The organism is Actinoplanes sp. NBC_00393, assembly GCF_036053395.1.
GTDB lineage: Bacteria > Actinomycetota > Actinomycetes > Mycobacteriales > Micromonosporaceae > Actinoplanes.
In genome coordinates, this window is the sequence record NZ_CP107942.1 from 4,081,209 (window position 1) to 4,103,315 (window position 22,107).

General features: G+C 72.1%; 22 protein-coding genes. 6 read left to right on the plus strand and 16 right to left on the minus strand.

Annotated elements, in window-relative coordinates; all coding sequences use genetic code 11:
* Positions 1–3: 3 nt before the first annotated feature.
* The 3 genes from OHA21_RS19220 to OHA21_RS19230 are packed head-to-tail and all read right to left on the minus strand — an operon-like array spanning position 4 to position 2,176.
* Positions 4–501 (minus strand): cupin domain-containing protein, encoded by a 498-nt coding sequence (locus OHA21_RS19220; RefSeq protein WP_328475443.1) that lies wholly within the window; start codon positions 499–501, stop codon positions 4–6.
* A complete protein-coding gene (locus OHA21_RS19225; RefSeq protein WP_328475444.1) occupies positions 498–1,670 on the minus strand; it encodes a DUF418 domain-containing protein in 1,173 nt (390 codons plus the stop codon). Before OHA21_RS19225 ends, OHA21_RS19220 begins: the two co-directional genes overlap by 4 nt.
* The gene (locus tag OHA21_RS19230; RefSeq protein ID WP_328475445.1) at positions 1,667–2,176 is read right to left on the minus strand and encodes a GNAT family N-acetyltransferase; all 510 of its coding nucleotides are present in this window, start codon (positions 2,174–2,176) and stop codon (positions 1,667–1,669) included. Before OHA21_RS19230 ends, OHA21_RS19225 begins: the two co-directional genes overlap by 4 nt.
* On the opposite strand from OHA21_RS19230, the gene OHA21_RS19235 reads away from it, so the two are divergent.
* Positions 2,151–3,827: a vanadium-dependent haloperoxidase gene (locus OHA21_RS19235; protein WP_328475446.1), complete on the plus strand. Its 1,677-nt coding sequence runs from the start codon at positions 2,151–2,153 to the stop codon at positions 3,825–3,827. The genes OHA21_RS19230 and OHA21_RS19235 overlap by 26 nt on opposite strands.
* Positions 3,828–3,837: 10 nt before the next feature.
* On the opposite strand, the gene OHA21_RS19240 is transcribed toward OHA21_RS19235, so the two are convergent.
* Together OHA21_RS19240 and OHA21_RS19245 are read right to left on the minus strand one after the other, a co-directional pair.
* Entirely contained in the window at positions 3,838–4,734 is an 897-nt protein-coding gene (locus tag OHA21_RS19240; RefSeq protein WP_328475447.1) for an aminoglycoside phosphotransferase family protein, read from the minus strand.
* A gap of 20 nt (positions 4,735–4,754) precedes the next feature.
* On the minus strand, positions 4,755–5,336 hold the full coding sequence (locus OHA21_RS19245; RefSeq protein WP_328475448.1) for a suppressor of fused domain protein: 582 nt from the start codon (positions 5,334–5,336) through the stop codon (positions 4,755–4,757).
* Between the two features lie 131 nt (positions 5,337–5,467).
* On the opposite strand from OHA21_RS19245, the gene OHA21_RS19250 reads away from it, so the two are divergent.
* Positions 5,468–5,869, plus strand: coding sequence for a maltose acetyltransferase domain-containing protein (locus OHA21_RS19250; RefSeq protein ID WP_328475449.1), 402 nt, complete (start codon positions 5,468–5,470; stop codon positions 5,867–5,869).
* A 45-nt stretch (positions 5,870–5,914) separates the two neighbouring features.
* Here OHA21_RS19250 and OHA21_RS19255 read toward each other — a convergent pair whose 3' ends face one another.
* The 5 genes from OHA21_RS19255 to OHA21_RS19275 all read right to left on the minus strand — a co-directional run bounded on the left by OHA21_RS19255 (position 5,915) and on the right by OHA21_RS19275 (position 11,816).
* Positions 5,915–8,125, minus strand: coding sequence for a glycoside hydrolase family 3 N-terminal domain-containing protein (locus OHA21_RS19255; protein WP_328475450.1), 2,211 nt, complete (start codon positions 8,123–8,125; stop codon positions 5,915–5,917).
* A gap of 145 nt (positions 8,126–8,270) precedes the next feature.
* Positions 8,271–8,609: a nuclear transport factor 2 family protein gene (locus tag OHA21_RS19260; protein WP_328475451.1), complete on the minus strand. Its 339-nt coding sequence runs from the start codon at positions 8,607–8,609 to the stop codon at positions 8,271–8,273.
* Positions 8,610–8,623: 14 nt separating this feature from the next.
* The gene (locus tag OHA21_RS19265; protein ID WP_328475452.1) at positions 8,624–9,397 is read right to left on the minus strand and encodes an ABC transporter permease; all 774 of its coding nucleotides are present in this window, start codon (positions 9,395–9,397) and stop codon (positions 8,624–8,626) included.
* Positions 9,394–10,890: a hypothetical protein gene (locus OHA21_RS19270; RefSeq protein WP_328475453.1), complete on the minus strand. Its 1,497-nt coding sequence runs from the start codon at positions 10,888–10,890 to the stop codon at positions 9,394–9,396. The genes OHA21_RS19265 and OHA21_RS19270 overlap by 4 nt, the downstream gene beginning before the upstream one ends.
* On the minus strand, positions 10,887–11,816 hold the full coding sequence (locus tag OHA21_RS19275) for an ABC transporter ATP-binding protein (protein ID WP_328475454.1): 930 nt from the start codon (positions 11,814–11,816) through the stop codon (positions 10,887–10,889). The genes OHA21_RS19270 and OHA21_RS19275 overlap by 4 nt, the downstream gene beginning before the upstream one ends.
* Before the next feature lie 121 nt (positions 11,817–11,937).
* On the opposite strand from OHA21_RS19275, the gene OHA21_RS19280 reads away from it, so the two are divergent.
* The gene (locus OHA21_RS19280; RefSeq protein WP_328475455.1) at positions 11,938–13,020 is read left to right on the plus strand and encodes a sensor histidine kinase; all 1,083 of its coding nucleotides are present in this window, start codon (positions 11,938–11,940) and stop codon (positions 13,018–13,020) included.
* Positions 13,017–13,682, plus strand: a complete 666-nt coding sequence (locus tag OHA21_RS19285) for a response regulator transcription factor (RefSeq protein ID WP_328475456.1) — start codon at positions 13,017–13,019, stop codon at positions 13,680–13,682. The genes OHA21_RS19280 and OHA21_RS19285 overlap by 4 nt, the downstream gene beginning before the upstream one ends.
* An 8-nt stretch (positions 13,683–13,690) precedes the next feature.
* Here OHA21_RS19285 and OHA21_RS19290 read toward each other — a convergent pair whose 3' ends face one another.
* The 6 genes from OHA21_RS19290 to OHA21_RS19315 form a co-directional block, all read right to left on the minus strand.
* A complete protein-coding gene (locus tag OHA21_RS19290) occupies positions 13,691–14,395 on the minus strand; it encodes an IclR family transcriptional regulator (RefSeq protein ID WP_328475457.1) in 705 nt (234 codons plus the stop codon).
* A 35-nt stretch (positions 14,396–14,430) separates the two neighbouring features.
* Positions 14,431–15,354 carry a PDR/VanB family oxidoreductase gene (locus OHA21_RS19295; RefSeq protein WP_328475458.1) on the minus strand — a complete coding sequence of 308 codons (924 nt, stop codon included), beginning with the start codon at positions 15,352–15,354 and terminating at the stop codon, positions 14,431–14,433.
* A 14-nt stretch (positions 15,355–15,368) separates the two neighbouring features.
* Positions 15,369–15,611, minus strand: coding sequence for a hypothetical protein (locus tag OHA21_RS19300; RefSeq protein WP_328475459.1), 243 nt, complete (start codon positions 15,609–15,611; stop codon positions 15,369–15,371).
* Positions 15,608–16,645: an aromatic ring-hydroxylating dioxygenase subunit alpha gene (locus OHA21_RS19305; RefSeq protein ID WP_328475460.1), complete on the minus strand. Its 1,038-nt coding sequence runs from the start codon at positions 16,643–16,645 to the stop codon at positions 15,608–15,610. The genes OHA21_RS19300 and OHA21_RS19305 overlap by 4 nt, the downstream gene beginning before the upstream one ends.
* A gap of 63 nt (positions 16,646–16,708) precedes the next feature.
* A complete protein-coding gene (locus OHA21_RS19310; protein ID WP_328475461.1) occupies positions 16,709–18,682 on the minus strand; it encodes a hypothetical protein in 1,974 nt (657 codons plus the stop codon).
* Positions 18,683–18,738: 56 nt separating this feature from the next.
* Positions 18,739–19,872 carry a glutamate--cysteine ligase gene (locus OHA21_RS19315; RefSeq protein WP_328475462.1) on the minus strand — a complete coding sequence of 378 codons (1,134 nt, stop codon included), beginning with the start codon at positions 19,870–19,872 and terminating at the stop codon, positions 18,739–18,741.
* A gap of 182 nt (positions 19,873–20,054) precedes the next feature.
* Here OHA21_RS19315 and OHA21_RS19320 point away from each other — a divergent pair, with 182 nt between their 5' ends.
* Entirely contained in the window at positions 20,055–20,828 is a 774-nt protein-coding gene (locus tag OHA21_RS19320; protein ID WP_328475463.1) for a class I SAM-dependent methyltransferase, read from the plus strand.
* 112 nt (positions 20,829–20,940) lie between these two features.
* Positions 20,941–22,104: a TetR/AcrR family transcriptional regulator gene (locus tag OHA21_RS19325; protein WP_328475464.1), complete on the plus strand. Its 1,164-nt coding sequence runs from the start codon at positions 20,941–20,943 to the stop codon at positions 22,102–22,104.
* Positions 22,105–22,107: the final 3 nt, after the last annotated feature.

The window sequence follows — 22,107 nt, forward strand, 5'->3', positions numbered from 1 at the left end:
CCCTCAGGACACTTTCAGTCCGAAGCGGCGTACGACGTCGGCGAGCCAGGGTGTGTCGACGAACTGGAGCCCGTGCTCGGCCGCGAGGGCCGCACCGCGCTCCGGGTCCGGGTCATCGGCCTCCAGCATGTCGGCGACGGCACGGAAGAACAGTTCGAACCCGGCGGGGCTGATCACCTCGATCATGCGGGCCGGCTCGGCGCCGGCGTTCCACATGGCGTGGGCCTCCCCGCGCGGCTTGGTGATGTAGCCGCCCGCTCCGAGGACAGCCTCCTTGTCACCGGAACGGAAGCCGATCCGGCCGCTGGTCACGATCGAGTACTCGTCCTCCAGGGTGTGGATGTGGGGCGGCACGAGGGCCCCGGGCGGGAACTCGTGCTCGACGATCGCCAGGGCGCCGCCGGTGTCGGCGCCCCACAGCTTGAAGTCCACGGTGATGGCGCCGAGGTCGGCCAGGCGACCCCCGCCCGGCTCCACGACCCGCACAGCCGGACGCGTCATGACCTGCCTCCGTACGTCATCCAGCGCAAACCGCGCTCGACCGGCCCGGTTCCGAACCGGCCCAGCCACCAACGGCTCACGATCAGCTGCAACACGAACAGCGCCACCGACAGGCAGACACCGGTCGCGGCTCCGACCCGGCCGAACAGTCCACCGCCGTACGCGTAGAAGACGGTACTGAAGACCATCGACTGAAGCAGGTAGTTGCTCAGGGCCAGACGCCCGGCGGACTCCAGCCACGGCCAGGGGCCGCGCTCGTACAGGAGAACGCCGCCGGCCGCGATACCGACGGTGAGCACCGGAGCCGCGAGCGACATGAGCAGCACCTGCCCGGCGAGGATCACGAAGAAGCCGCCGGAGCTCTGCACCACCACGACCAGGATGTTGAGTGGCAGTCCCACCCCGAGGCCGACCTTGGCGAGCCACGTCAGCCGGGTCCGGTGTGCGGCCACGTCGGCGAACAGGCTGACCCGGGCGGCGTACATCCCCAGCAGCATCATCGCCAGGACCACCAGCGAGAACGCGAGCCCGAAGAGCAGCCCGCCGGGCGTGGCGGCACGCTCCTGGACCAGGTCGAGGTAGCCGCCGGAGCGGTAGAGCGCGGTGAGCCGGGCGGCCTCGGCGGCGTCGGCGGAGGCGGCCGCCCGTTCCACCTCAGCCAGGGCGGAGGACCTGGCCGCACCGAGGAGCAGCGCGCCGGCAGTCGCCACCGTGGCCAGGATGCCGAGTGCCCACGCCAGCAGGATGCGCGGGGAACGGTTGGCAAAAGCGAGCAGGACCAGACCGACCATCGCGTACGTGGTGAGGATGTCACCGAACCACACGAACACCAGATGGGCCGCGCCGATAAGACCAAGAGCGGCAAGGCGCCGGAGGTACGTCGTACGCCTCGGACGGGTGAACTGGACCGCGACGCCGAACCCGAACAGCAGCGAGAACAGCCCGATGAACTTGCCCTCGGCGAGCACCTTGATCAGCACGGCGAAGGCCGCGTCCCACGGCCGGTCGATCGTGGTGGGAGCGAGGTGCTCGATGGACGGCGCGGTCTTGTACAGAGTCATGTTGACCAGCAGGATTCCCAGCAGGGCGAGCCCGCGCAGCCCGTCCACAACGGGCAGGCGCGCAGCGCTCGGCGGGGCGACACGCTGTCGCACGATCGATGATGTCAACGGTGTACTCCTCGTCGGTGAAGCAGCGGCCGATGCCACCGCCAGATCTGGCCCAGCGCGGCGTCCGGAAGCGTCGCGGTCCGGCGGAAGCCGCTGCGCTCGAGAACGCGCGTGGAGGCGCTCGGCTCCGCCCTGGTGTGGGCGACGGCATGGTCGGCACCGGCGCCGGCCGCGGCGCGCAGCCAGTGGGTGGTCGCCCGGGTGGCGTGGCCGCGGCCGCGGTGGTCCGGCGCCACGCTGTAGCCGATCTCGACGCCGCCGCCGGACGGCTCGCCTTTGAAGCCGCCGATGCCGACCAGCGTCGCGATGTCCGGGTCGATGACCAGGTGACTCCCCCAGTGCGGCGGGGACCCGGACTCGAGGGCGGCCACCATCCGGTCGAGTGCTCCCGGGAAGTCCAGGTAGCGCTCGGCCACGGCGAGTCCGGTGGCCGAGGCGAAGCCGGGGCCGTCGTCCCGGAGCAGACGGGCCTCCGGCAGGGTGAGCGGTCGTACCAGGGTTCTCAACTCGTCAACCTCATTTTCGCAGTACAACCTGTGCGGTGAAGTCAGGCTCGCTTTGATCGGACAGGTTGTCAAGCGAAAAACCGGCGGACCGGCCCGGCCGCGTTTACGCCGCCTTTTCGGCATATTTCTAATGCCGTCCCGGCGGCCACCCGAACGGGTTGCGGAAAGACAGATCAAAGCGCGTCCCTTGACCCCGAACCGGCTCGGGCGTATCAAAGGGCTTTGCGACGAGCGCACTCACCGTGAATACGATCTTTCGGCTCGGCGGCTCCAGAAAGGAGCAATCATGAATTCCACTTTCCGGCGATGGACGGCTGTCGCGTCCGTGCCGCTTTTCCTGATCGCTCTCGGCGGCGCCGCCCAGGCCGGGCAGAAGCCGGGATCGGCGAACGGAAATGCGGTCCTCGCGTGGAATCTCCATGCCGCGACGGCAGCCCTCGGCGCCTGCCTCGCCCCCACCGACAATCCGCTGCACGAATCACGCATGTACGCGATGACGCACATCGCCATTCATGACGCCCTGAATGCCATCGACCGGCGTTCCCGCCCCTACGCCTTCCGCGGTGAAGCGCGCGGCGCCTCGCCGGAAGCGGCAGCGGCCGCCGCGGCCCGCGACGTGCTCGTGCCGGTGCTGCGGCAACTGCCGGCGCCGTTCGCGGACTGCGTCACCGGGGCGAAGGTCGTCGATGGGGTGGAGGCGCGCTATGCGGCCGCGCTCGCCACCATTCCCGGCGGCCGGGCCAAGACCCGCGGGATCGCCGTCGGGCAGACGGCCGCGGCGGCCATCCTTGCCGCGCGGGCCGGCGACGGTTCCGACACGCCGCTGTTCGACACGGCCTATCCGCAGGGCACCCGGCCGGGCGAATACCGGTTCACGCCCGGCTTCGACTTCGCGTTCGCACCCGGCTGGGCCCGCGTCACCCCGTTCGTTCTGCGCACGGCCACGCAGTTCCGGCCGGGTCCGCCGTACGCGCTGACGTCGAAGCGCTATGCCGAGGACTTGAACGAGGTCAAGCGCCTGGGCGGCGACGGGACCACCACGCCCAGCGCCCGCACCGCCGACCAGACCGAGATGGCCCGGTTCTGGGTGGAGAGCTCCCCGCTCATGTGGAACCGCATCGCCCGCTCCGTCGCCACCGCCGACCGGCTGGACCTGTGGGAGAACGCCCGCCTCTTCGGCCTGCTGAACATGGCGCTCGCGGACGGTTACGTGGCGACCTTCGATACCAAATACCGGGGATACAACTACTGGCGCCCGGTCACCGCGATCCGCAACGCGGCCGGCGACGGAAACCCGGGAACCGCTGCCGACCCGACCTGGACACCTTTGGTGCCGACACCGCCCATTCCCGATTACGACTCCGGCCACAGCGTCGAGGGTGGCACCGCGGCACAGGTGCTGACGCGATTCTTCGGCCGCGACCGGGCCCGATTCGAAATGTGCAGCTACACACTTCCGGCCGGGCAGACGTGCACCGATGCGTCACCGGTTCTGCGCCGGTTCCACTCGTTCAGCCAGGCGGCCGCGGAGAACGGTCGGTCGCGCATTCTCGTCGGGTTCCATTTCCGGAAAGCCGTCAAGGAGGGCATCGCCCACGGCAACAAGGTCGGCAACTGGACAGTGAACCATTCCCTGCAGCCGGTCCGCTGACGGCCGATCGTCATATCGCCGCGGCCAGCCGGATGGCGAGCCTCCCGAGTTCCGGTGCGTCCAGTGACTCCTGGACGCACCGGGCGAACAGCCACCGGACGAGCCGGCCGGCGTCCAGATCGAGCAGGCCGGCCATCCGGTGGGCGAGACCGGCCGGATCCGCGTGCAGGCGCTGCTCGCAGTTGAGCAGGTGCTGCACCGCGTCGTAGGTGGGATCACCGACGTACGGCTTGGGGTCGATCGCCAGCCACGGCTCCCGTTCCGCGGCCAGGATGTTGCCGGCGTGCAGGTCCGTGCAGAGCAGCACCTGCCGATCCGCTGTGGACGGCAGCAGGCGCAGCAGTTCGAGGCAGGCCCGGGTCAGGCCGGGATCGTGCGGCTCGCGCGTGCCGGCCAGTCGCTGCTCGAACTCGGCCGCCCACGCGTCGCACATGACCTGCAGCGGCCGGAACACCGCGGCGCCGGCCGGGGACAGCGGGGCCTGCCACAGCCGGGTCAGCAGGCCGGCGACGACCAGGTCCTGCTCCGGTTCCGGCAGCACCTGCCCCAGCGCGGTGCCGGGGCGGCAGCGTTCCAGCAGCAGGATCGAGCTCTGCTCCGCGGTCGCGTGCCGGTGCAGCCCCACCATTCCGGCGCCGTCCCACGCGTACAGTCCCTGGGTTTCGTGAAGTGCCTCGTCGTGCTGCCAGGCGACCTTGAGCACTACCTCGCGGCCGGCGCGGTCGCGGGCCGGCGCCGCCCAGGCGCACCGGCCGCCCGGCTGATAGGGCGGACCGATCTGCAGTGCCCACTGCTCGGCGAAGGCCTGGACGAGGCCCGGCAGGCGGGCCAGCCACGCATCGCGATCCGGCGAGCGGTCGGCCCGCACGCTGTCCACCAGGTTGCGCGGCAGAGCGAAACCCGTCACCTCGCCATGATGCCCGGAAGTCAGTCGACCACCGAAAGACGGTACGGGTCGGTGGGGTCGATCTCCGCATCCTCGAAGCGCTGCTCCAGCGCCTCGAGGTCGTGGGTGTGCCGGAACGTCTTCTCGGCCCGGGTGATCGGCAGCAGCCACAGGACGCGGGCGTGGCCGCCGGGAAGGTCGCACATCTCCAGCTGTGGCCCCCACGGGTACGGCAGGCTGATCAGGAGATGGTCGCAGCTCGAACCGGGCGTCCAGGGACGTCCGATGTCGACGGTGTGCCCATGGCCGAGGGTGTAGTCGCCGCCGGAAGCGTGGTAGTAGGCGACCATGGTCAGGGTCTCGACGTGCAGGACGGTGTCGGGAGTCCGGGCGTGCAGGACGAACTCCAGCCCGTGGCCGTTTTCCCGGGTCGCGTCCCACAGGCCGGCGGTGGCGTACAGCCGGCCGCCCTCCGGCGGGTCGACGCTCAGGATGTGCAGGTCGGGTACCAGATTGTGCACCGGGCCGGGAGCCGGCGGCAGGACGGAGACGCCGCGTCCCGGGAAGAGCCGGCGCAGGTGCTGCACCATGGCGTACGCGGCGGGGGTCAGGTCATGATCCACTACAGGATTCTGACACGGACATCACTTGACCTTGCTGACAACGTTCTCGCGTACACAGCAGCTATGACCACAATGACCGCATACGCTGTCCGGGCCGCGCGGCGCGGCCCGGACAGGTGGGGGGAACCGGTATGCCACATCGCGACGAGGTCTTGGCCAGGATCCGTACGGGTCTGATCTACACCGAGTCCGAGGCGGCGTTCCAGTCGCCGCAGCGGCGTACCGATCTGATCTTCGAGCACAACCACACCCCGCCGCGCGAGGCCGAACGACGGGCGGCGCTGCTCACCGCGATCCTCGGTTCGATCGGCGAACGCCCGGTGCTGCTCCCGCCGTTCCACGCCGGCTTCGGCAGCAACGCCGTCGTCCTGCCCGGCGTACGCATCGGTTACGGCTCGGTGATCGGCGCGGGCAGTGTGGTCAGCCGCGACATTCCACCGATGGTGGTCGCCGTGGGCACACCCTGCCGGGTCCTGCGCCCGATCACCGAGGCCGACCTGTCGACCCGAACCTCCCTCGAGGCTCTGGACTAAGCCCGTGGCGGACCGCCCGGTCCGGACCGGGTGGTTCGCCACCGGTCACTGATCGCTGACGCGGAACGTCGTGGTCAGCGAGGCGGTCGAGTCGCCGCCGACGTAGACGTCGAAGGTGGTGGCGTCGAGGGTCCAGTCGCGGGTGGTGGTGCTCCAGTAACGCCGCTGCTGGGGGCCGACCGTGAAGGTGACCTCGCGCGTCGTGTTGCCGGGCACGGTCACCCGCTGGAAGCCCTTCAGTTCCCGCACCGGGCGCGACGCGCTGCCGTGACGCTGGTGCAGGTAGAGCTGCACGACCTCCACCGCCTCGCGGTCCGCATCATTGGTGACCTGGACCGACACGGTGACCTCACCGTCGCGCGGGACAGACGGGCGATCCACGGACAGATCCGAGTAGGTGAAACGGCCGTAGCTCAGCCCATGGCCGAACGGGAACAGCGGCGTGCTCTCCTCGTCCCAGTACCGGCGGACCTGGTTCTCCGGCTCGTGCGAGCGCGTGTGCGCGTAGATCATCGGGATCTGACCGACCGTGCGCGGCCAGGTGAACGGCAGCTTCCCGCCCGGCGGGACGTCGCCGAACAGCAGGTCGGCGACCGCGGCCCCGCCCTGCGTGCCGGGGTACCAGATGTCCAGGATCGCCGGCACGTTCCCGGCGGCCCAGCGCAGGTCGAGCGGGCGCCCGTTCATCACCAGCAGCACCGTCGGCGTGCCCGTCGCCACCACTGCCTGCAGCAGCTCCAGCTGGCGTCCGGGCAGTTCGAGTGAGGACCGGGACGCCGCCTCGCCGATCATGTTCTGCCACTCGCCGAGCACCACCACGGCGACGTCGGCCGCGCCGGCGACCTGCACCGCCCGCTCGAACTCGGCCTGCTCGTCGAAGCCTTCCGGGTCGGCCGGGGTGTTGCCGCCGAACATGTCGAACATCGACGGGAAGACGCGCTGCACGACCGGGATGCCCGGCGCGTACTCCACGCGCACCCGTTCGCGGAGGCCGTCGAGCACGGTGACGGTCTCCGCGAGGTCGTAGTCGAAGACCCAGGGGCCGATGGTGTCGCGCTTCGAGTCGGCGAGCGGGCCGATCACGGCCACCGTCCCCAGCTCGGCGGCGGCGAGCGGAAGCAGATCACCCTCGTTGCGCAACAGCACGGCGGACCGCTGCGCGGCCACCCGTGCCAGCGCGCGATGCTGCGGGTCGGCGAGCACTTCCCGGGCGCGGTCCTCGTCGACGTACGGGTCATCGAACAGCCCCAGTCGCAGTTTCGCCTGAAGGATGCGTCGCACGGCCGTGTCGATCACGTCCTCGCTCACGGCCTGCGCCTCGAGCGCCTCCGGCAGCCGCTCGTACGCGGGGTCCGAGATCGCCATCTCCATGTCGACACCCGCGGCGACCGCCCGCGCACCCGCATCGGTCAGGTCGGCGGCGAACCCGTGGGTGAGCAGGTTGCGTACCGCGTTGGCGTCGCTCACCACGAAACCGTCGAATCCCCACGCCTCACGTAGCACCTCGGTGAACAGCCATCGGCTCGCCGACGCAGGCACCCCGTTGAGGTCCATGTACGCGGTCATGACGTTGCCGGCGCCGGCCTCGACCGCCGCCTGGAACGGCGGGAGGTAGACGTTCCACAGCTCGTACTCGGACAGGTTCACCTCGTCGTAGTCGCGCCCGCCGAGGGCGGCGCCGTAGCCGGCGAAGTGCTTCGGCCCGGCGATGATCCCGGCGCCCTGGAAGCCGCGCACCTGCGCGGCGGCCACCGCGGCGCCGAGGTACGGGTCCTCCCCCGCGCCCTCGACGATGCGGCCCCAGCGCGGGTCGCGGGCGATGTCCACCATCGGCGCGAACGTCCACCGGATGCCGACCGCGCGGGCCTCGCGCCCGGCGACCGCCTGTCCCCGCTCGATGGTCTCGACGTCCCAGGACGCCGCCATCGCGATCGGCACCGGGAAGATGGTGCGCAACCCGTGGATGACGTCGTAACCGAACAGCGCCGGGATGGCGAGGCGGTTGCCCTCGACGGTGAGCCGCTGCAGCCGGTTGATCTCCGCGGGATCGGTCACGAACAGCAGCGATCCGACCGCACCGCGGTTCAGCGCGGCCTCGACCGTACGCGGTTGCTCGTCGACGTCCAGGTTCAGCGCCGGCTCCGGATGCGCGGTGGCCGGCAGCCGGAAGTAGAAGTACTGGGTGAGCTGTGCCGCCTTCTCGGCCGGCGACATCTCGGCGAGCAGCTCCTCGACCGGGTCGGTCACCGCGGTCACCTCACCTTCTTGATCGGAAGGACCACCAGCGCGCCGACCAGGGCCGCCATGTTGAACACGCCGAGGTCCTCGCCGGCGTCGGGACGATGTGACCTGGATCACTGTCCGTCGATGCGTCCGGGATACCCCGCATCCACCGCCGTAATCACGAGCTCGGTGGACCGCCGAAGAACACCTGCGTCTCGGTGATCCGGCCGTGCCGCACCGTGATCACCTCGGTGTTGTGGAAGCGGCCGCCCGCCGCCAGCTCGTACTCGTAGAGGACGAAGACGTTGTCCTCGTCGAGGTCGAGCAGATATCGGATCTCCTGCCGCTTCACCCTTGAAGCGGTCGGGAAGCACCGGTCGAAGAACGCCTCGCGGTCGATGTGGTCGTCCTGCGGGCTGGTGAAGGTGAACTCGTCGGCGTACAGCGGGCGGGCCGTGGCCTCGTCCCCGCGCAGGTAGGCGTCGAACGCCGTACGGACGACATCGCTGTTGGCCATGGACCCATTGTCGGTCAGCCGGCGTCGCGGCGCTGGAACACGATCAGCCCGGCGGCCACGGCGGCGGCCGCGTACAGGGACAGGACGCCGAGGCCGGCCCACGCTCCGATCGGTGCGGCCGCGAAATCACGGGTCGCTTGGATGGCCAGGCCCGCGTCCATGGGCGAGAGCCGGTGCACGCGGACCTGCCAGACCGGGTCGTGCAGGAACATGGCGACGACCGGCGCCCCGTACAACAGGGCCAGCGCCGCCGTGACCGCGGCGGCGGTGTCGCGCAGCAGCAGGCCCAGCCCGGCGGCGAGCAGGCCCACGAGTCCCAGGTAGAGGACCGTGCCGGCGGCGGCGCGGCGGGTGAGGTGGTCGGCCAGCGACAGGGCGGGGAAACCGTTGCCGGGCAGCAGGGCCCGGCCGGCCGCCAGCGATCCGGTCACCGCGAGGGCGCCGGCAACCGTCGTGAGCGCGGTGACGACGGTCAGTTTGGCGAGCACCACCCGAACCCGGCTCGGCACTGCGGTCAGCGTCGGGTGGATCGTGCGGGTGCTGTACTCCGCCGTCACCGCCAGGACCGCGAGGATGACGATGCCGACCTGGCCGAGGCGTACCCCGGCCAGCGAGATCTCGGTGACGTCGAGGGCGCAGGCCGGTTCGCAGTGGCGGCTGTCGAGCGATCCGGTCACCGCCAGGGCGACGCCGGCCGTGCCGAGGACGGCGAGCAGGACCAGGCAGGCCGTGCTCGGCAGGGTCCGCAGTTTCGTCCACTCGGCCCGGACAGCGCGCGGCGGCATCATGCGTCCCGCTTGCGCAGCTGCCACCAGGCGAGGCCGAGGGTGAGGAGCGCCCAGGCGGCCACCACACCGATCCCCGCCCACGGCCCGATCATGGCCCACGGTTCGGCCAGCGTGACCGTCGGCGGTTTCGCCCGCTGGGTGGCCAGCCCGCCGGCCAGGGTGGTGTACATCAGCCATCGCGGCGCGGTGCCCGGCAGGATCATGCCCACGATCAGCGGCAGCAGGACCAGCACGACGGTGATCGTGATGGCGGCCGCGCTGTGCCGCACGAGCATGCCGATCGCGAGCCCGACGACGGCCACCCCGGCCATGAACGCGGCGCTCAGCACGAGGGCGCGCACCACCGGGCCGTCGCCGAGCGACGGTTCCGGGAAGCTCGGCGGCGTGAAACCCTGGCGGCGCAGGACCGGGACGGCCAGCAGGAACGAGCCGAGCACCCCGGCCGCGGCGACGAGGAACGCGGCGCCGCCGAGCACGACGGTCTTGGCGGCCAGCACCCGGCCGCGATGCGGGGTGGCGGCGAACGTCGTGCGGATCATGCCGCGCCGGTACTCCGAGGTGGCGTAGAGGACGCCGACCGCGATCAGCGCCATCAGCCCGGCGATCACGCCGACCAGCGCCAGTCCCACCATGTCGTCGTCCGGCGCTTCCGGGCCCACCTTGCCGGTGCCGGCCACGGTGTAGCCGCCGTCCGTCTCGGTGACCTGGACACCGTCGAGCATTTCGCCCTTCTCGCCGACCTGGGCCGCGGCGCCGACCGGCTCGGCACGCCAGGCGCCGCCGCCGTCGAGGCCGATGTTGTCGAAGGTGGCCCGGGTGACCGTCGGCGTGACGCCCACCGAGGAGCTGCCACCGCCGCGGGTCATGAACACCGCCTCCGGCGACGAGACGTAGAAGCCGATCTCCGCCGTGGCCGGCAGGCTCTTCGGCCGGGCCGTCCCGATCTGTTGCCACACGGTTCCGTCCGCAGACTCGTACCCGGTGATGGTGGCGCCGGAACGAACCAGCCGCAGCCAACGGCCCGCGCCTGCGGCGCTTCCCTCCCGATCACCATCGAAGTCCCACTGCATGCGTACGCCCTGCGTCGTGGTCACCATCACGGAGGCGTACGACGACCCGGCCCGCGTCCCGTCCTTGATCATGAGACCGGCCGCAGGCTGGGCGAACGGGCTCGGATCCGCCAGCCTGGTGAAGTCGTCCGGGCTGTCGCCCTGCCGTGGCGGGGTCAGCGACGCCACCCGCACGGTGAGCGTCGTGTCGCCGGTGACCGGCTGGTGCACGAAGACGAACCCGTCCACCACCGGCTCGTCGAGCGGCCCGGTCACGTACCGGGGAACCTCGTTCATGTCCGTCTGGTTGCCGGACGCGGCCAGGTAGCTAAGGCCGATGGTGAGCGCGACCGCGCCGACGAGTGTCACCACCCAGCGGTTCACCGACCGCAGCTTCGTCCATTCGGCCAGCAGCAGCCCCCGGAACGACGCGCGGGCGTTCATCGGTCGCTCCCGCCGGCGCCGGGCACGAACTCCAGCGCACCGCGGGTCAGGTCCATGTACGCCTCCTCGAGGGAGGCCCGGTGCCGGCGCATCTCGGTGAACGGGATGTCCGCCCCGGTGAGCAGCGCCGACACCCGCTCGCCGGCCAGACCTTCGACGACGACGGTGTCCGGGCCGGTCACGGTGACCGTCGCGCCCGCGTTGGCGAGCACGGTCGTCGCCTCCGTCCGGTGCCCGGTGGTGAGCTCGACGTGGTCCCTCGACGCGGCCGCCAGCAGTTCGGCCACCCCGGTGTCGGCGATCAGCCGCCCCCGGCCGACCACGATCAGATGATCGGCGGTGCCCTCCAGCTCGCTCATCAGGTGGCTGGAGATCAGGATCGCGCGGCCCTCGGCGGCCAGCGACCGCATCAGGCCGCGGATCCAGACGATGCCGTCCGGGTCGAGCCCGTTGACCGGCTCGTCGAACATCAGCACCGGCGGATCGCCGAGCAGCGCGGCGGCGATCCCCAGCCGCTGCTGCATGCCCAGCGAGAACGCCCCGGCCCGGCGGCGGCCGGCTGAGGCCAGGCCGACCAGGTCGAGGACCTCGGCCACCCGGCGTTTGCCGAGGCCGTTGCTGTGCGCCATCCACAGCAGATGGTCGCGGGCGCGACGGGCCGGATGTACGGCGGACGCGTCGAGCGCCGCACCGACCTGGGTCAGCGGCGTCCGCAACGTCCAGTAGGGCCGGCCGCTGACCAGGGCCTGTCCGGCGTCCGGGGCGTCCAGCCCGAGGATCAGCCGCATCGTCGTCGATTTGCCGGCGCCGTTGGGCCCGACGAAGCCGGTCACCTCACCGGCCCGGACCGTGAACGAGAGCTCGTCCACGGCCACAGTCGTGCGGTAGCGCTTGCTCAGCTCGCGTACCTCGATGGTGGGTTCCATGAGGGCACGCTATGCAGTGCGGGCCCCGCGGCGCGTCCCGGCGCAGAGGGGTCTTGGGCCGGTGCCGTCCTCCCTCCCGTGGGGGAGGACTGCGGTGTCCACGCCGGTCACAATGACTGACGTGAGGGGGCTGGTCGCGGCGACGGCCACGCTCGGCGCCATCGCGGTGACCGAGGCGCTGGCTCGTGCGTACGATCAATCGTTCTCCGGCATCGCGGCCCTGCTGGCGCTCCTGGCAGTCGCCCCGGTCGCCCTGTCCCGGCTCTGGCCCGCGACCGCGGCGGCCCTGTCCGCCGCGGCGGTCCTCTCCACGTCGCTGATCGCCTACCCGGTGACCGTCGCCGCGGTCGTCGCCGTCGGCGCGCTCTACGGCATCGCCGGATACCGGCGTCCGATCTGGATCAGCGCGCTGCTGGTCCTGCCGTTCGGTCTGTACACCGCGATGGTTGCCTGGCCGCTCGCCGTCGTGGTGACCCTGGCGAGCGCCTCCGGGCTCACCCTGCGGCTGCGGGACCGGCACCGCCGCCGACGGGCCGGCGAGGAGTCGGCTGCGGCGTCTCTGATGGAGTACGCCGCCCGCGGCGAACGCGCCCGCATCGCCCGGGAACTGCACGACGTGGTGGCCCACCACATCACGACGATCGCGCTGCAGGCCGACGCGGCCCGGCTGGCGACGCCCGGCCTGCCGCCGGAGGGGGCGCGCCGGCTGACCGCGATCGGCGACACCGCCCGGATCGCGCTGACCGAGATGCGGCGGCTGCTCGGCGTCCTGCGCGAGGACACCGGCGACGAGGCGCGCCGCGACCCGCAGCCCGCGCTCGACCAGCTCAACACGCTGCTCGACGACGTGCGCGACACCGCCGCCGGCAGTGGGGTACGCCTGATCGTCAGCGGCCCGGTCGAACCGCTCGACCCGGGGGTGGAGCTGACCGCGTACCGGATCGTGCAGGAGGCCCTGACCAACGCGCGCCGGCACGCGCCCGGCGCCGCCGTGGACGTCGAGTTGCGGTACGGCGGTGACGACCTGGTGGTCCGCGTCTACGACAACGGTCCCGGCCCGGCCGGCGGCGCGGACGGCGGGCACGGGCTGGTCGGCATGCGCGAGCGGGCGGCCATGGTCGGCGGCTCGGTCACCGCCGGGGTCGCGCCGGGCGCCGGGTTCCTCGTCGAAGCCGTTCTGCCGATCAAGGGAGAGGTCCCGTGAGGGCCACCCGCATCGTCGTGGTCGACGACCAGGACGTGGTGCGTACCGCCTTCGAGGTGCTGCTGGCCACCCAGCCGGACTTCACCGTCGTCGGCTCGGCCGCCGACGGTGACCAGGCCGTCCGGGTCTGCCGCCACCTGCAGCCCGACGTCGTCCTGATGGACATCCGGATGCCCGGCACCGACGGGATCACCGCGACCCGCCGCATCCTGACCGGCCCCGAGCCGCCCCGCGTGCTGATCCTGACCACGTTCGACCTGGACGAGCACGTGTACGACGCTCTCGACGCGGGCGCGAGCGGCTTCCTGCTGAAGGACGCCACCGCCGAGCGCCTCTTCGACGCCGTCCGGATCGTCGCCGCCGGGGATGCGCTGCTCGACCCCGGCGTGACCCGGCGGCTGGTCGCCGAGTTCGCCCGGCTGCGCACCCGGCGCCGCGAGCCGGACGCAGCGCTGCGCACGCTCACCGGCCGGGAGACGCAGGTGCTGCGGCTGCTCGCCGAGGGCCTGTCGAACCCGGAGATCGCCGCCCGGCTGGTGGTCGGCGAGGAGACGGTGAAGTCGCACGTGAGCCGGGTGCTGGCCAAGCTCGGTCTGCGCGATCGCACCCAGGCGGTCGTCGTGGCGTACGAGTCCGGCCTGGTGGTGCCGGGCGAGGGTTGAAGTTCGGGTCAGGCCCGCGACAGCTGCCGGGAGATGCCGCGGGCGGCGGCGCGCACCATCGGCGTCAGGTGGTGGACGGCTGCGGCGCTGCTGCCGCGGACCACCACGGACAGCGCGGCGACGACCGTGTCGCCGGCCAGGATCGGGGCGGCGACCGACACCGCGTCGCCGGTGACCTGGCGGTCGCTGACGGCGAAACCGGTACGCCGTACCTCGGCCAGCGCCTGCCGCAACCGGCGCGGCTCGGTGATGGTGTGCGCGGTGTAGCGCGTCAGCGGGCCGGCCAGCACGCGCTCCTGGATGTCGAGCGGCGCGTGCGCGAGCAGCACCAGGCCGACGCCGGTCGGTGGCATCGCGAACCGGCCGCCCACCCGGGTCAGCACGGTCACCGCGTCGCGCGCGGCGAACCGCTCGACGAACACCAGTTCGTCCTGGTCGCGGACGGCCAGCTGGACGTTCTCGTGGGTCACCTCGTACAGATCTTCCATGAACGGCAGTGCGGCCTCGCGCAGCGCGAGCCCGCGCGGAGCGAGCGCGCCCAGCTCGAAGACGCGCAGCCCGATCCGGTAGCTGCCGTCCGGATCGCGTTCCAGCCCACCCCAGGCGACCAGTTCGGCGACCAGCCGGTGCGCCGTCGACACCGGCAGGCCGACCGCCCGGGCGATCTGGGACAGCGTGAGCGCGGGCCGCTCCCGGCTGAAGCAGCCCAGCACCGCGAGCAGTTTGCCGCCGGCGCTCGGCGTACGCCTCAGAGCTCCAGCACCAGTCTCGGATCCGCCGCCCGGGACACGCAGACGAACATCGTGTCGTTCGCGGCCCGCTCCTGCGGGGTCAGCAGTGAGTCCCGGTGTTCGATCCGGCCCGCCAGCACCGGTGTCTCGCAGGTTCCGCACGTCCCCTCCCGGCATGACGAGAGCACACCGATCCCGGCCTCCTCGACGACTTGCAGCACAGACTTGTCGGCGGGCACGGTCAGGGTCAACCCGCTCACGGCCAGTTCGACCTCGAACTCTTCGGCGGAGGACGAGCCGCCTGCCCGGGGTGTGAAGCGCTCGACGTGCAGCGCACCGGCCGGCCAGGTGGCGCAGTGCGCCTCGACCGCCGCGAGCAGCGGTTCCGGTCCGCAGCAGTACACCGCGGTGTCCGGCCGGGGCTGCCCGAGGATGCGGTCGAGGGCGAGCAGGCCGACCTCGTCCTGCGGGTACAGCGTGGTGCGCGGGCCGCCGAGCGCCTCCAGGAACGCCATCGAGCGCCGGCTGCGGCCGCCGTAGTGCAGCTCCCAGTCGGCGCCGGCCGCCTCGGCGGCCCGGACCATCGGCAGGATCGGGGTGATGCCGATCCCGCCGGCGATGAACAGGTACCGCGGCGCGGGTTCCAGGGCGAAGTGGTTGCGCGGCTCCCCCGCCTCGACCTCGGCGCCCTCGTGCAGCGTCTCGTGCACGCGCGCGGATCCGCCCCGGCCGGCCGGCTCGCGCAGCACGCCGATGCGCCAGGTCGAGCGGTCCGCCGGGTCCCCGCACAGCGAGTACTGCCGGACCAGACCGCCGCCCAGGCGCAGGTCGACGTGGGCGCCCGGCGACCAGTGCGGCAGGTCGCGCCCGGACGCGTCGGCCAGGTCCAGCACCACGACGCCCTCGGCAGCGGGCGCCCGGCGGATGATGCGAAGCTGCACAGGAGTCCTCCGGTTCAGGCGGGCGAGGTGGTCCGGCGGCGGATCAGGGCGGGGTCGGTGACCAGGTGCGGCGGGGCGGGTGGCAGCACCGGCGGTGGTTCCGGCGGGACCGGACCGCCGGCCGGGTGTTCCGGATGGGCGGACAGCCACTCCCACAGCAGCACCGGGTCGTCCGCCTCGGCCTGCGCGCCGCAGTGGCACCGGCCGCTGAGCCGGTCCGAGCCGGGCAGCCAGCCGACCCGGGTCAGCCGGTTCACCGGGACTCGTCGGCGAGGGCGGCGATCATCCGGCGGGCGGCCAGCCCGCCGGTGTCGATGTTGATGGACAGCTCCTGGTAGCCGTCGGGTTCGCCGGTGAGCACCCGTTCCAGCACGTCCAGCGCCGCCACGTCCTGCAGCACCACGGTCCGGTTGCTCTCCCGCAGGAAGTCCGACACCGACTCGTCGTCGAGGGCGAAGTCCCGGGCGACGGCCCAGAAGTCGTGCGTCGACGACTCGGTCTCCGGGGTGATCGCGTACACCACCTCGACGTGGAAGGCGTCCGGGTCGCTGCCGTCGGCGTTCGGCAGCACCCCGGCCGGCGCGATCCGGCTGTGCAGCTTGTACAGGCAGGGCGGGGTGAACTCGATGTCCTGCCAGCGGGTGATCCGCCCGGTGATCCCGGTGCTCTTCGCGTAGAACGGCGGGCAGGCGGCGTCGGCCATCCGCCGGAACACGTAGACGATGCCGGCCTTCTCGTCCACCTTCGTGGTGATCGGGGTCTCGGCCACCTCCGGGGTGCCGATGTAGCCGCCGTGCAGGTAGGTCTCGTGCGACAGGTCCATCAGGTTGTCGACCAGCAGGCTGGCCCGCGCGGCCAGCGGCTCCATCCCGGACACGGTGGTCCAGCCGGGCAGGTCCAGCCAGGGCGCCCGCGGGATCGGTACGCCCGGAGCCCGCTCCGCCTCCCCGATGAACACCCAGACGAAGGAGTCCTGCTCGACGACCGGGTACTGCTTGAGCCGGGCGGTACGCGGAATCCGCGTCTGCCCCGGCACCGCCACGCACACCCCGTCAGCGCCGTACGTGAACCCGTGATACCCGCAGACCACGGTGTCCCCGGCCAACCGGCTCGGCGGCTCGGACAGCGGGAACCGGCGGTGCACGCACCGGTCGCTCATCGCCGTGACCTGTCCCGCCTCGGTGCGCCAGAACAGGATCGACTCCCCGCACACGGTCCGGCTGAACAGCTCGCGGCCGATCTCCCGGCCGTACGCCGCCACATACCACTGGTTCCGAACGATCGACGTCATGCGTTTCAGCGTGACGGCGGTCACTGCCGGACCGACACGGCCTTTCCGCGTGACGGAAAGGTCCTACGCGAGCAACCTCACGCAGAGCCCGAGCAGCCGTTCGTCATCGCTGATCTCCTCCGCCGACAGCCCGCGGTTGCTCGCGTTGTGCCGGATCGCCGTGTCTGCCTCGGCCCGCGCGTACCGGGCGCCGTACCGGGCGTCCCCGGTCTCCACCCACAACCGGGCGATCCTCGGCCGTGTCCCCGGCGCCGCCTCCCAGACCCGGCCCAGCCGGCGCACGGCGTCGCGGTCCCCCGCCACCCGCCACAGCGCGTCCGCGGCGGCGACCACGATCACGCCGTCGGAACGGGCGTCCATCCGCGCGGCCAGCCGCCGGCGGCGGTCGGCGACGCGGATCCCCAGTTCGCCGAGCCCGTCGATGGCGGTGACCACGTGCCCGGTGGCGGCGCTGCGGTTGTCGAGGAAACGGTCGTAGACCGCGGCGGCCGCGGTCGCGTCCCCGGCGACATGCCAGATCGCGTACGCCGCGGCCAGCTGGACCGCCGGCTTGGCGCTGGTCAGCGCCTTGCGGATGTCCGGGATCCGGGCGGCGGCGGTACGCCCGGCGCGCGCCAGCAGGCCCAGCGTGACCACGTCGATCGGCTCGTGCGCCAGGTGGTCACCGGTCTCGTTGGGGGCGACGGCCGTCAGCGCCTGCAGCAGCCCCAGCCGCTGCGCCTGCTCGGATGGTCGCAGGCCGCGCAGTCGCCGTCGCAGCGTGCGGCTCAGCCCGCGCGCCCGCAACCCGTAGCCGGCGATGCACCGGTGCAGTTCGCCCACGTCCGGCGCCTCGTCGAGCAGGCGCTCCAGCATCGGCAGCACCCGGTCGTCGCCGAAGCCGGCGAGAATCTGCACGGCCGGGCTGAGCACGGGTCCGTGCGTACCGTTGCTGATCCAGGCGGACTGCCCGGGCCGGATCCGCTGGTCCGCCTTCGCCAGCACGGCCCACACCGCGTCGGCGGCCGGGCGGCCGATCTCACCGATGCCGTGCAACAGCCGCAGCGCCGCCGTCCGCACCTGCAGGTCGCCGTCGGCCAGCAGTTCGGCGGCGCGCTGCACCAGCGGCAGGTAGGGCGCGCGCAACCGCTGCATCATCGACTGCGCCTCGTGCAGGGCGTCCTGCCGGGCGTCCGAGGCCGGCAGGTCGAGCATCTGCTCGAGCAGGTCGAGCTGCGGGCCGACGTCGGTGCGGAACGCCGCCCGTACCGCGCTCAGCACCTGCGGATAGCCGGGCGTCCACCGCCGCGCCGCCATCCGCTGGCCGGCCAGCAGCGGCGCGACCGCGTCGTCCAGCGGCGCCGGCTCCCGGTTCAGGCCCTCCCGGTACGCGGCCAGCAGCGTGTCGCGGGCGGTCTCGGCGTCGAACGGCGGCGGGTCGTAGAGCGCCATCAGCTCGGTCAGCGCGGTGATGCGTACCAGCAGGTCGCCGTCGCTGTCGGCGGCCCACGCCAGCCACGCCTTGATCGGCTCGTAGTTGCTGCCGACCGCCCCGGTGATCACGCCGCTGCCGAGCAGGGTGACCCGCACCGCCGGGTCCGGTTCGTCGATGTAGCGCTCCCACAGCACCCCGGTCAGTTCGGGCAAAAGCCGGGAGACGGCCCGCAACGTGTACGCCGCCGCGTCCCGCACCAGCGGGTCGTCGTCGGTCAGGAACTCGGCGAAGCCGGCATACCCGGCCAGGATCCGCTTCGCGCGCAGCGTCTCGCCGGCCATGTACCAGGTCCGGTCGGCGCCGGCCAGGTCGCCGACCAGCCGCAGGATGCGGTCCCGGTCGGCCGTCTCGGGATCGGCCACCAGCTCCAGCAGGACCGGCAGGGCGTCCACCACCCACGGCCGGACGTCCTCCCCGTCGGGGGCGATCCGGCACAGATTCCGCAGGGCGGTGGCCCGGGCAGCAGGGTCGCTGCCGGCCAGATCGTTGAGCATCCGGGGTACGGCTCCGACGTCCTGCACCCCGCTGACCCTAAGGCCGGTGTCCACCATGCCGTCGATCATGGTGGGCCCCGGCCTCGCTGGCTACTCCTTCACCCTCCCGTGATCACGGCCACGTCTCAGCCCGGGCGGCCGTCGCGCAGTTCCCGCACCAGCGACGACACGACGGCCTTGAGACTCCCGCCGTGCGCCGCCGCCACCCGCAGCTGGCGCTGATAGCTCGCTCCACCCGTCACGATCATGTGCAGGTCGCTCAGCTCCGCCGCACAGCCGAGCGACTCGGCGATCGGCAGCAGGAACGGCAGCAACTCCCCGAGGTCCTCGGTGACGAGCCGTTCGTCGCCGGCCGCGTTCTGAATGATGATCGCCTCCATGCCGTAGCGCGCCGCCCGCCATTTGTTCTCGCGGACGAACCACGGCTGCAGGGTGGGCACCTCGCGGCCGGCGTCCAGCTCGCGGGAGAAGTGCTCGATCAGGCACTGGGTCAGGGCGGCGATCGCGCCGATCTCCTGCACGGTGGAGATGCCGTCGAACGTACGCGCCTCGATCGTGCCCCATCTCGGCGACGGCCGGATGTCCCAGCGCAGCTCGTTCAGCTCCTCGATGACGCCGGTGTGCATCAGGTCGGCCACCATCCGCTCGTACTGCGACCACTCGGTGAACTGCGGCGGCAGCCCCGCGGTCGGCAGTTGCTGGAACATCAGCGCCCGGTTGGAGGCGTACCCGGTGTTCTCCCCCGCCCAGAACGGGCTGGACGCGCTGAGCGCCTGGAAGTGCGGCAGATAGGTGAGCAGGCCGTCGATGATCGGCAGCACCTTGCGCCGGTCCTCGACCGCCACGTGCACGTGGACGCCCCAGATCATCATCTGCCGGCCCCACCAGCGGGTCCGGTCGATCAGCGTGTCGTACCGCGGCTTGTTCGGCGTCACCCCCTGCTGGAACCACTGGCTGAACGGGTGGGTGCCGGCCGAGATGAGGTCGACGCCCATCGGCTCGGCGATCGTGCTGACCTGCTCGGCGAGGCGGGTGAGGTCCGCGACGGCGTCCCGGGCCCGGTGGTGCGGCGCGCTGACGATCTCCACGGTGTTGGTGAGCAACTCGTTCGTCACGTGCGGGAACGTGTCCGCCGTGCCGAGCTTGGCGAGCAGGTCGGGGGCGGCGGGGGCGAGTTCGCCGCTGCGCCGGTCGACACAGGCGATCTCCCACTCGATCCCTAGACGCGACCTGATCGATGGGGCGAAGTCGATACCCATGGACTCACCTTACGAACACCGGCCGGGCGCCGAGCCCGGCACGCGGCGTTGGCCGGGTCCGACAACGCGGTTCGGCCATCGGGCCCGCCCGGCCCGGGTGGGCGCCTTCATCGTTGTAGGCGAGCCACAAGAGATTCGCAGCGGTAAATACTACGACCTATGCTGATGCGCTGGGAGGAGTCATGACAGCCAGCGAGAAGACGAGAACGGTCGTCGGCAGCGGCACAGGTGGCCTGCCGGTGGCCGGGCTGCGGGACTTCTACGACGATCCACGGGTGCCCCTAGCCGGCGGCGGTCTGGACCGCACCGATCAGATGCTGTTCCTGCTCGACGGGATCGTCCGGGCCGCCCCACGGCAGCTGCGCATCCTCGACGTCGGGTGCGGCGACGGCGCAGCCACCAGCCAGGCCGCGGCCCGCGCACCCGGCCACCAGGTCATCGGGATGGACTGGTCCGACCAGGCCATGCAGCAGGCCCGCCGGCACGGACTCACCCTGATCCGCGGCGGCCTCGAAGCCCCGGGCCTGCCGATCGCCGACGCCACCGTCGACGTCGTCGTGATGAGCGAAGTCATCGAACACCTCGTCGACCCCGACCTCGCGGTTTCCGAGGCGCTGCGGGTGCTGCGCCCCGGCGGCCACCTGCTGCTCTCCACCCCCAACCTCGCCGCCTGGTTCAACCGGGCACTACTCGCCGTCGGCGTCCAGCCGGTCTTCTCCGAAGTCAGCCTCCGCAACGTCTACGGCCGGCCCGGCAACCACGTCGCCGGCCACCTGCGCCTCTACACCGCCCGCGCCCTCGCCCAGTTCCTCGCCGGCAGCGGCTTCACCGACGTCACGCTGACCGGCGCCGGCTACCACGACGTGCCCCGATCGCTACGCCCGTTCGACCGGATGATGCGCCGCTGGCCGAGCGGCGCCGCGATCCTGCTGGCGCAGGCCCGCAAGCACGGCTGAGCGGCAGGCCGCGGCGTCAGCCGCCCGGGTGCACCGAGCGATCGCATTGATCGCGCTGTGATTGACTAGCGCGTATGGTCACGTGTCCGCCCACCTGCGCCCGAGTCGTCCGGTGACGGCTGGGCCGGCTGCGGGGACCCGGCCACGCAACCGCAAGCAGCTGATCGTCGAGGCGGCCGGCCAGGTGTTCAGCGAGCGCGGATACCACGCGGCCTCGATGGAGGAGATCGCCGCCGGGGTGGGCATCAGCGCCGCCGCGCTGTACCGGCACTTCCCGAACAAGTACGCGCTGTTCGCCGAGTGCGCCAACGTGATGGCGGACCGGCTCGTCGGCGCGCTCGGTGAAGCGCCGCCCGACGCGCCCCTGCCGGACGTGCTCGCCGCCATCACCCGCGTCACGGTCGCGCACCGCGCGTCAGGCGGGCTGTACCGCTGGGAGGCCCGCTACCTCGACCGGGCGGACCGCCGGCAGCTGCGAACGAAGTTCGAGCACGTGGTGGCCCGGTTGACCGAGATGGTGCGGCGCGAGTACCCGATGCCCGATGAGCGCCTGCGGGCCGTGGCAGCCCTCGGCGCGATCGGATCGATCACGATGCATCACACCTCGATCGCGCAGCGCCGGGTCGAGGACCTGCTGCTGGCCTCCGCCATGGGAGTGGCCGCCACGGATCCGGCGGCGACTGCGGGCAGCGCGAATTCGGTGGAGCTGCCCGCCCAGCCGGTTCCGCGTACCCGGCGGGCCGAGATCCTGGCGGCGGCGGTCCCGCTGTTCGCCCGTGACGGCTTCGCCAACGTGACCAACGCCCAGATCGCGCAGGCGGTGGGGCTCGCCCCGTCCGCGATCTACCGTCACTACCCCGGCAAGCTCGACATCCTGGTGGCCGCGTGCCTGCAGGCGGCGGGACTGCTGGCCCAGGCGGTGGACCGCAGCCTGCACCGGGCGGCCGACCCGCGCGGGGCCGTGATCGCGCTGACCGCCGCGTACGTGGCCTACAGCTTCGAGCACAACGCGCTCAACAGCGTCGCGGAAGCCGAGATCCGCGGGCTGCCGGCCGACCTGCAGCGGCCGTTGATCCTGGCGCAGCGCGAGCACATCGCCGTCTGGGAGCAGCAGTTGCGCGGCGCCCGCCCGGACCTGGACGCACGACAGGCCCGGCTGCTGGTGCACGCCGGGTTCGGTGTGGTGGTCGAAGCCGGGCGTGCCCTGCGCTGGCAGGACACGCCCGGTCATCGCGACGCCGTGACCGCACTGGTCATCGGCGCCCTGACTCTCTAGGGC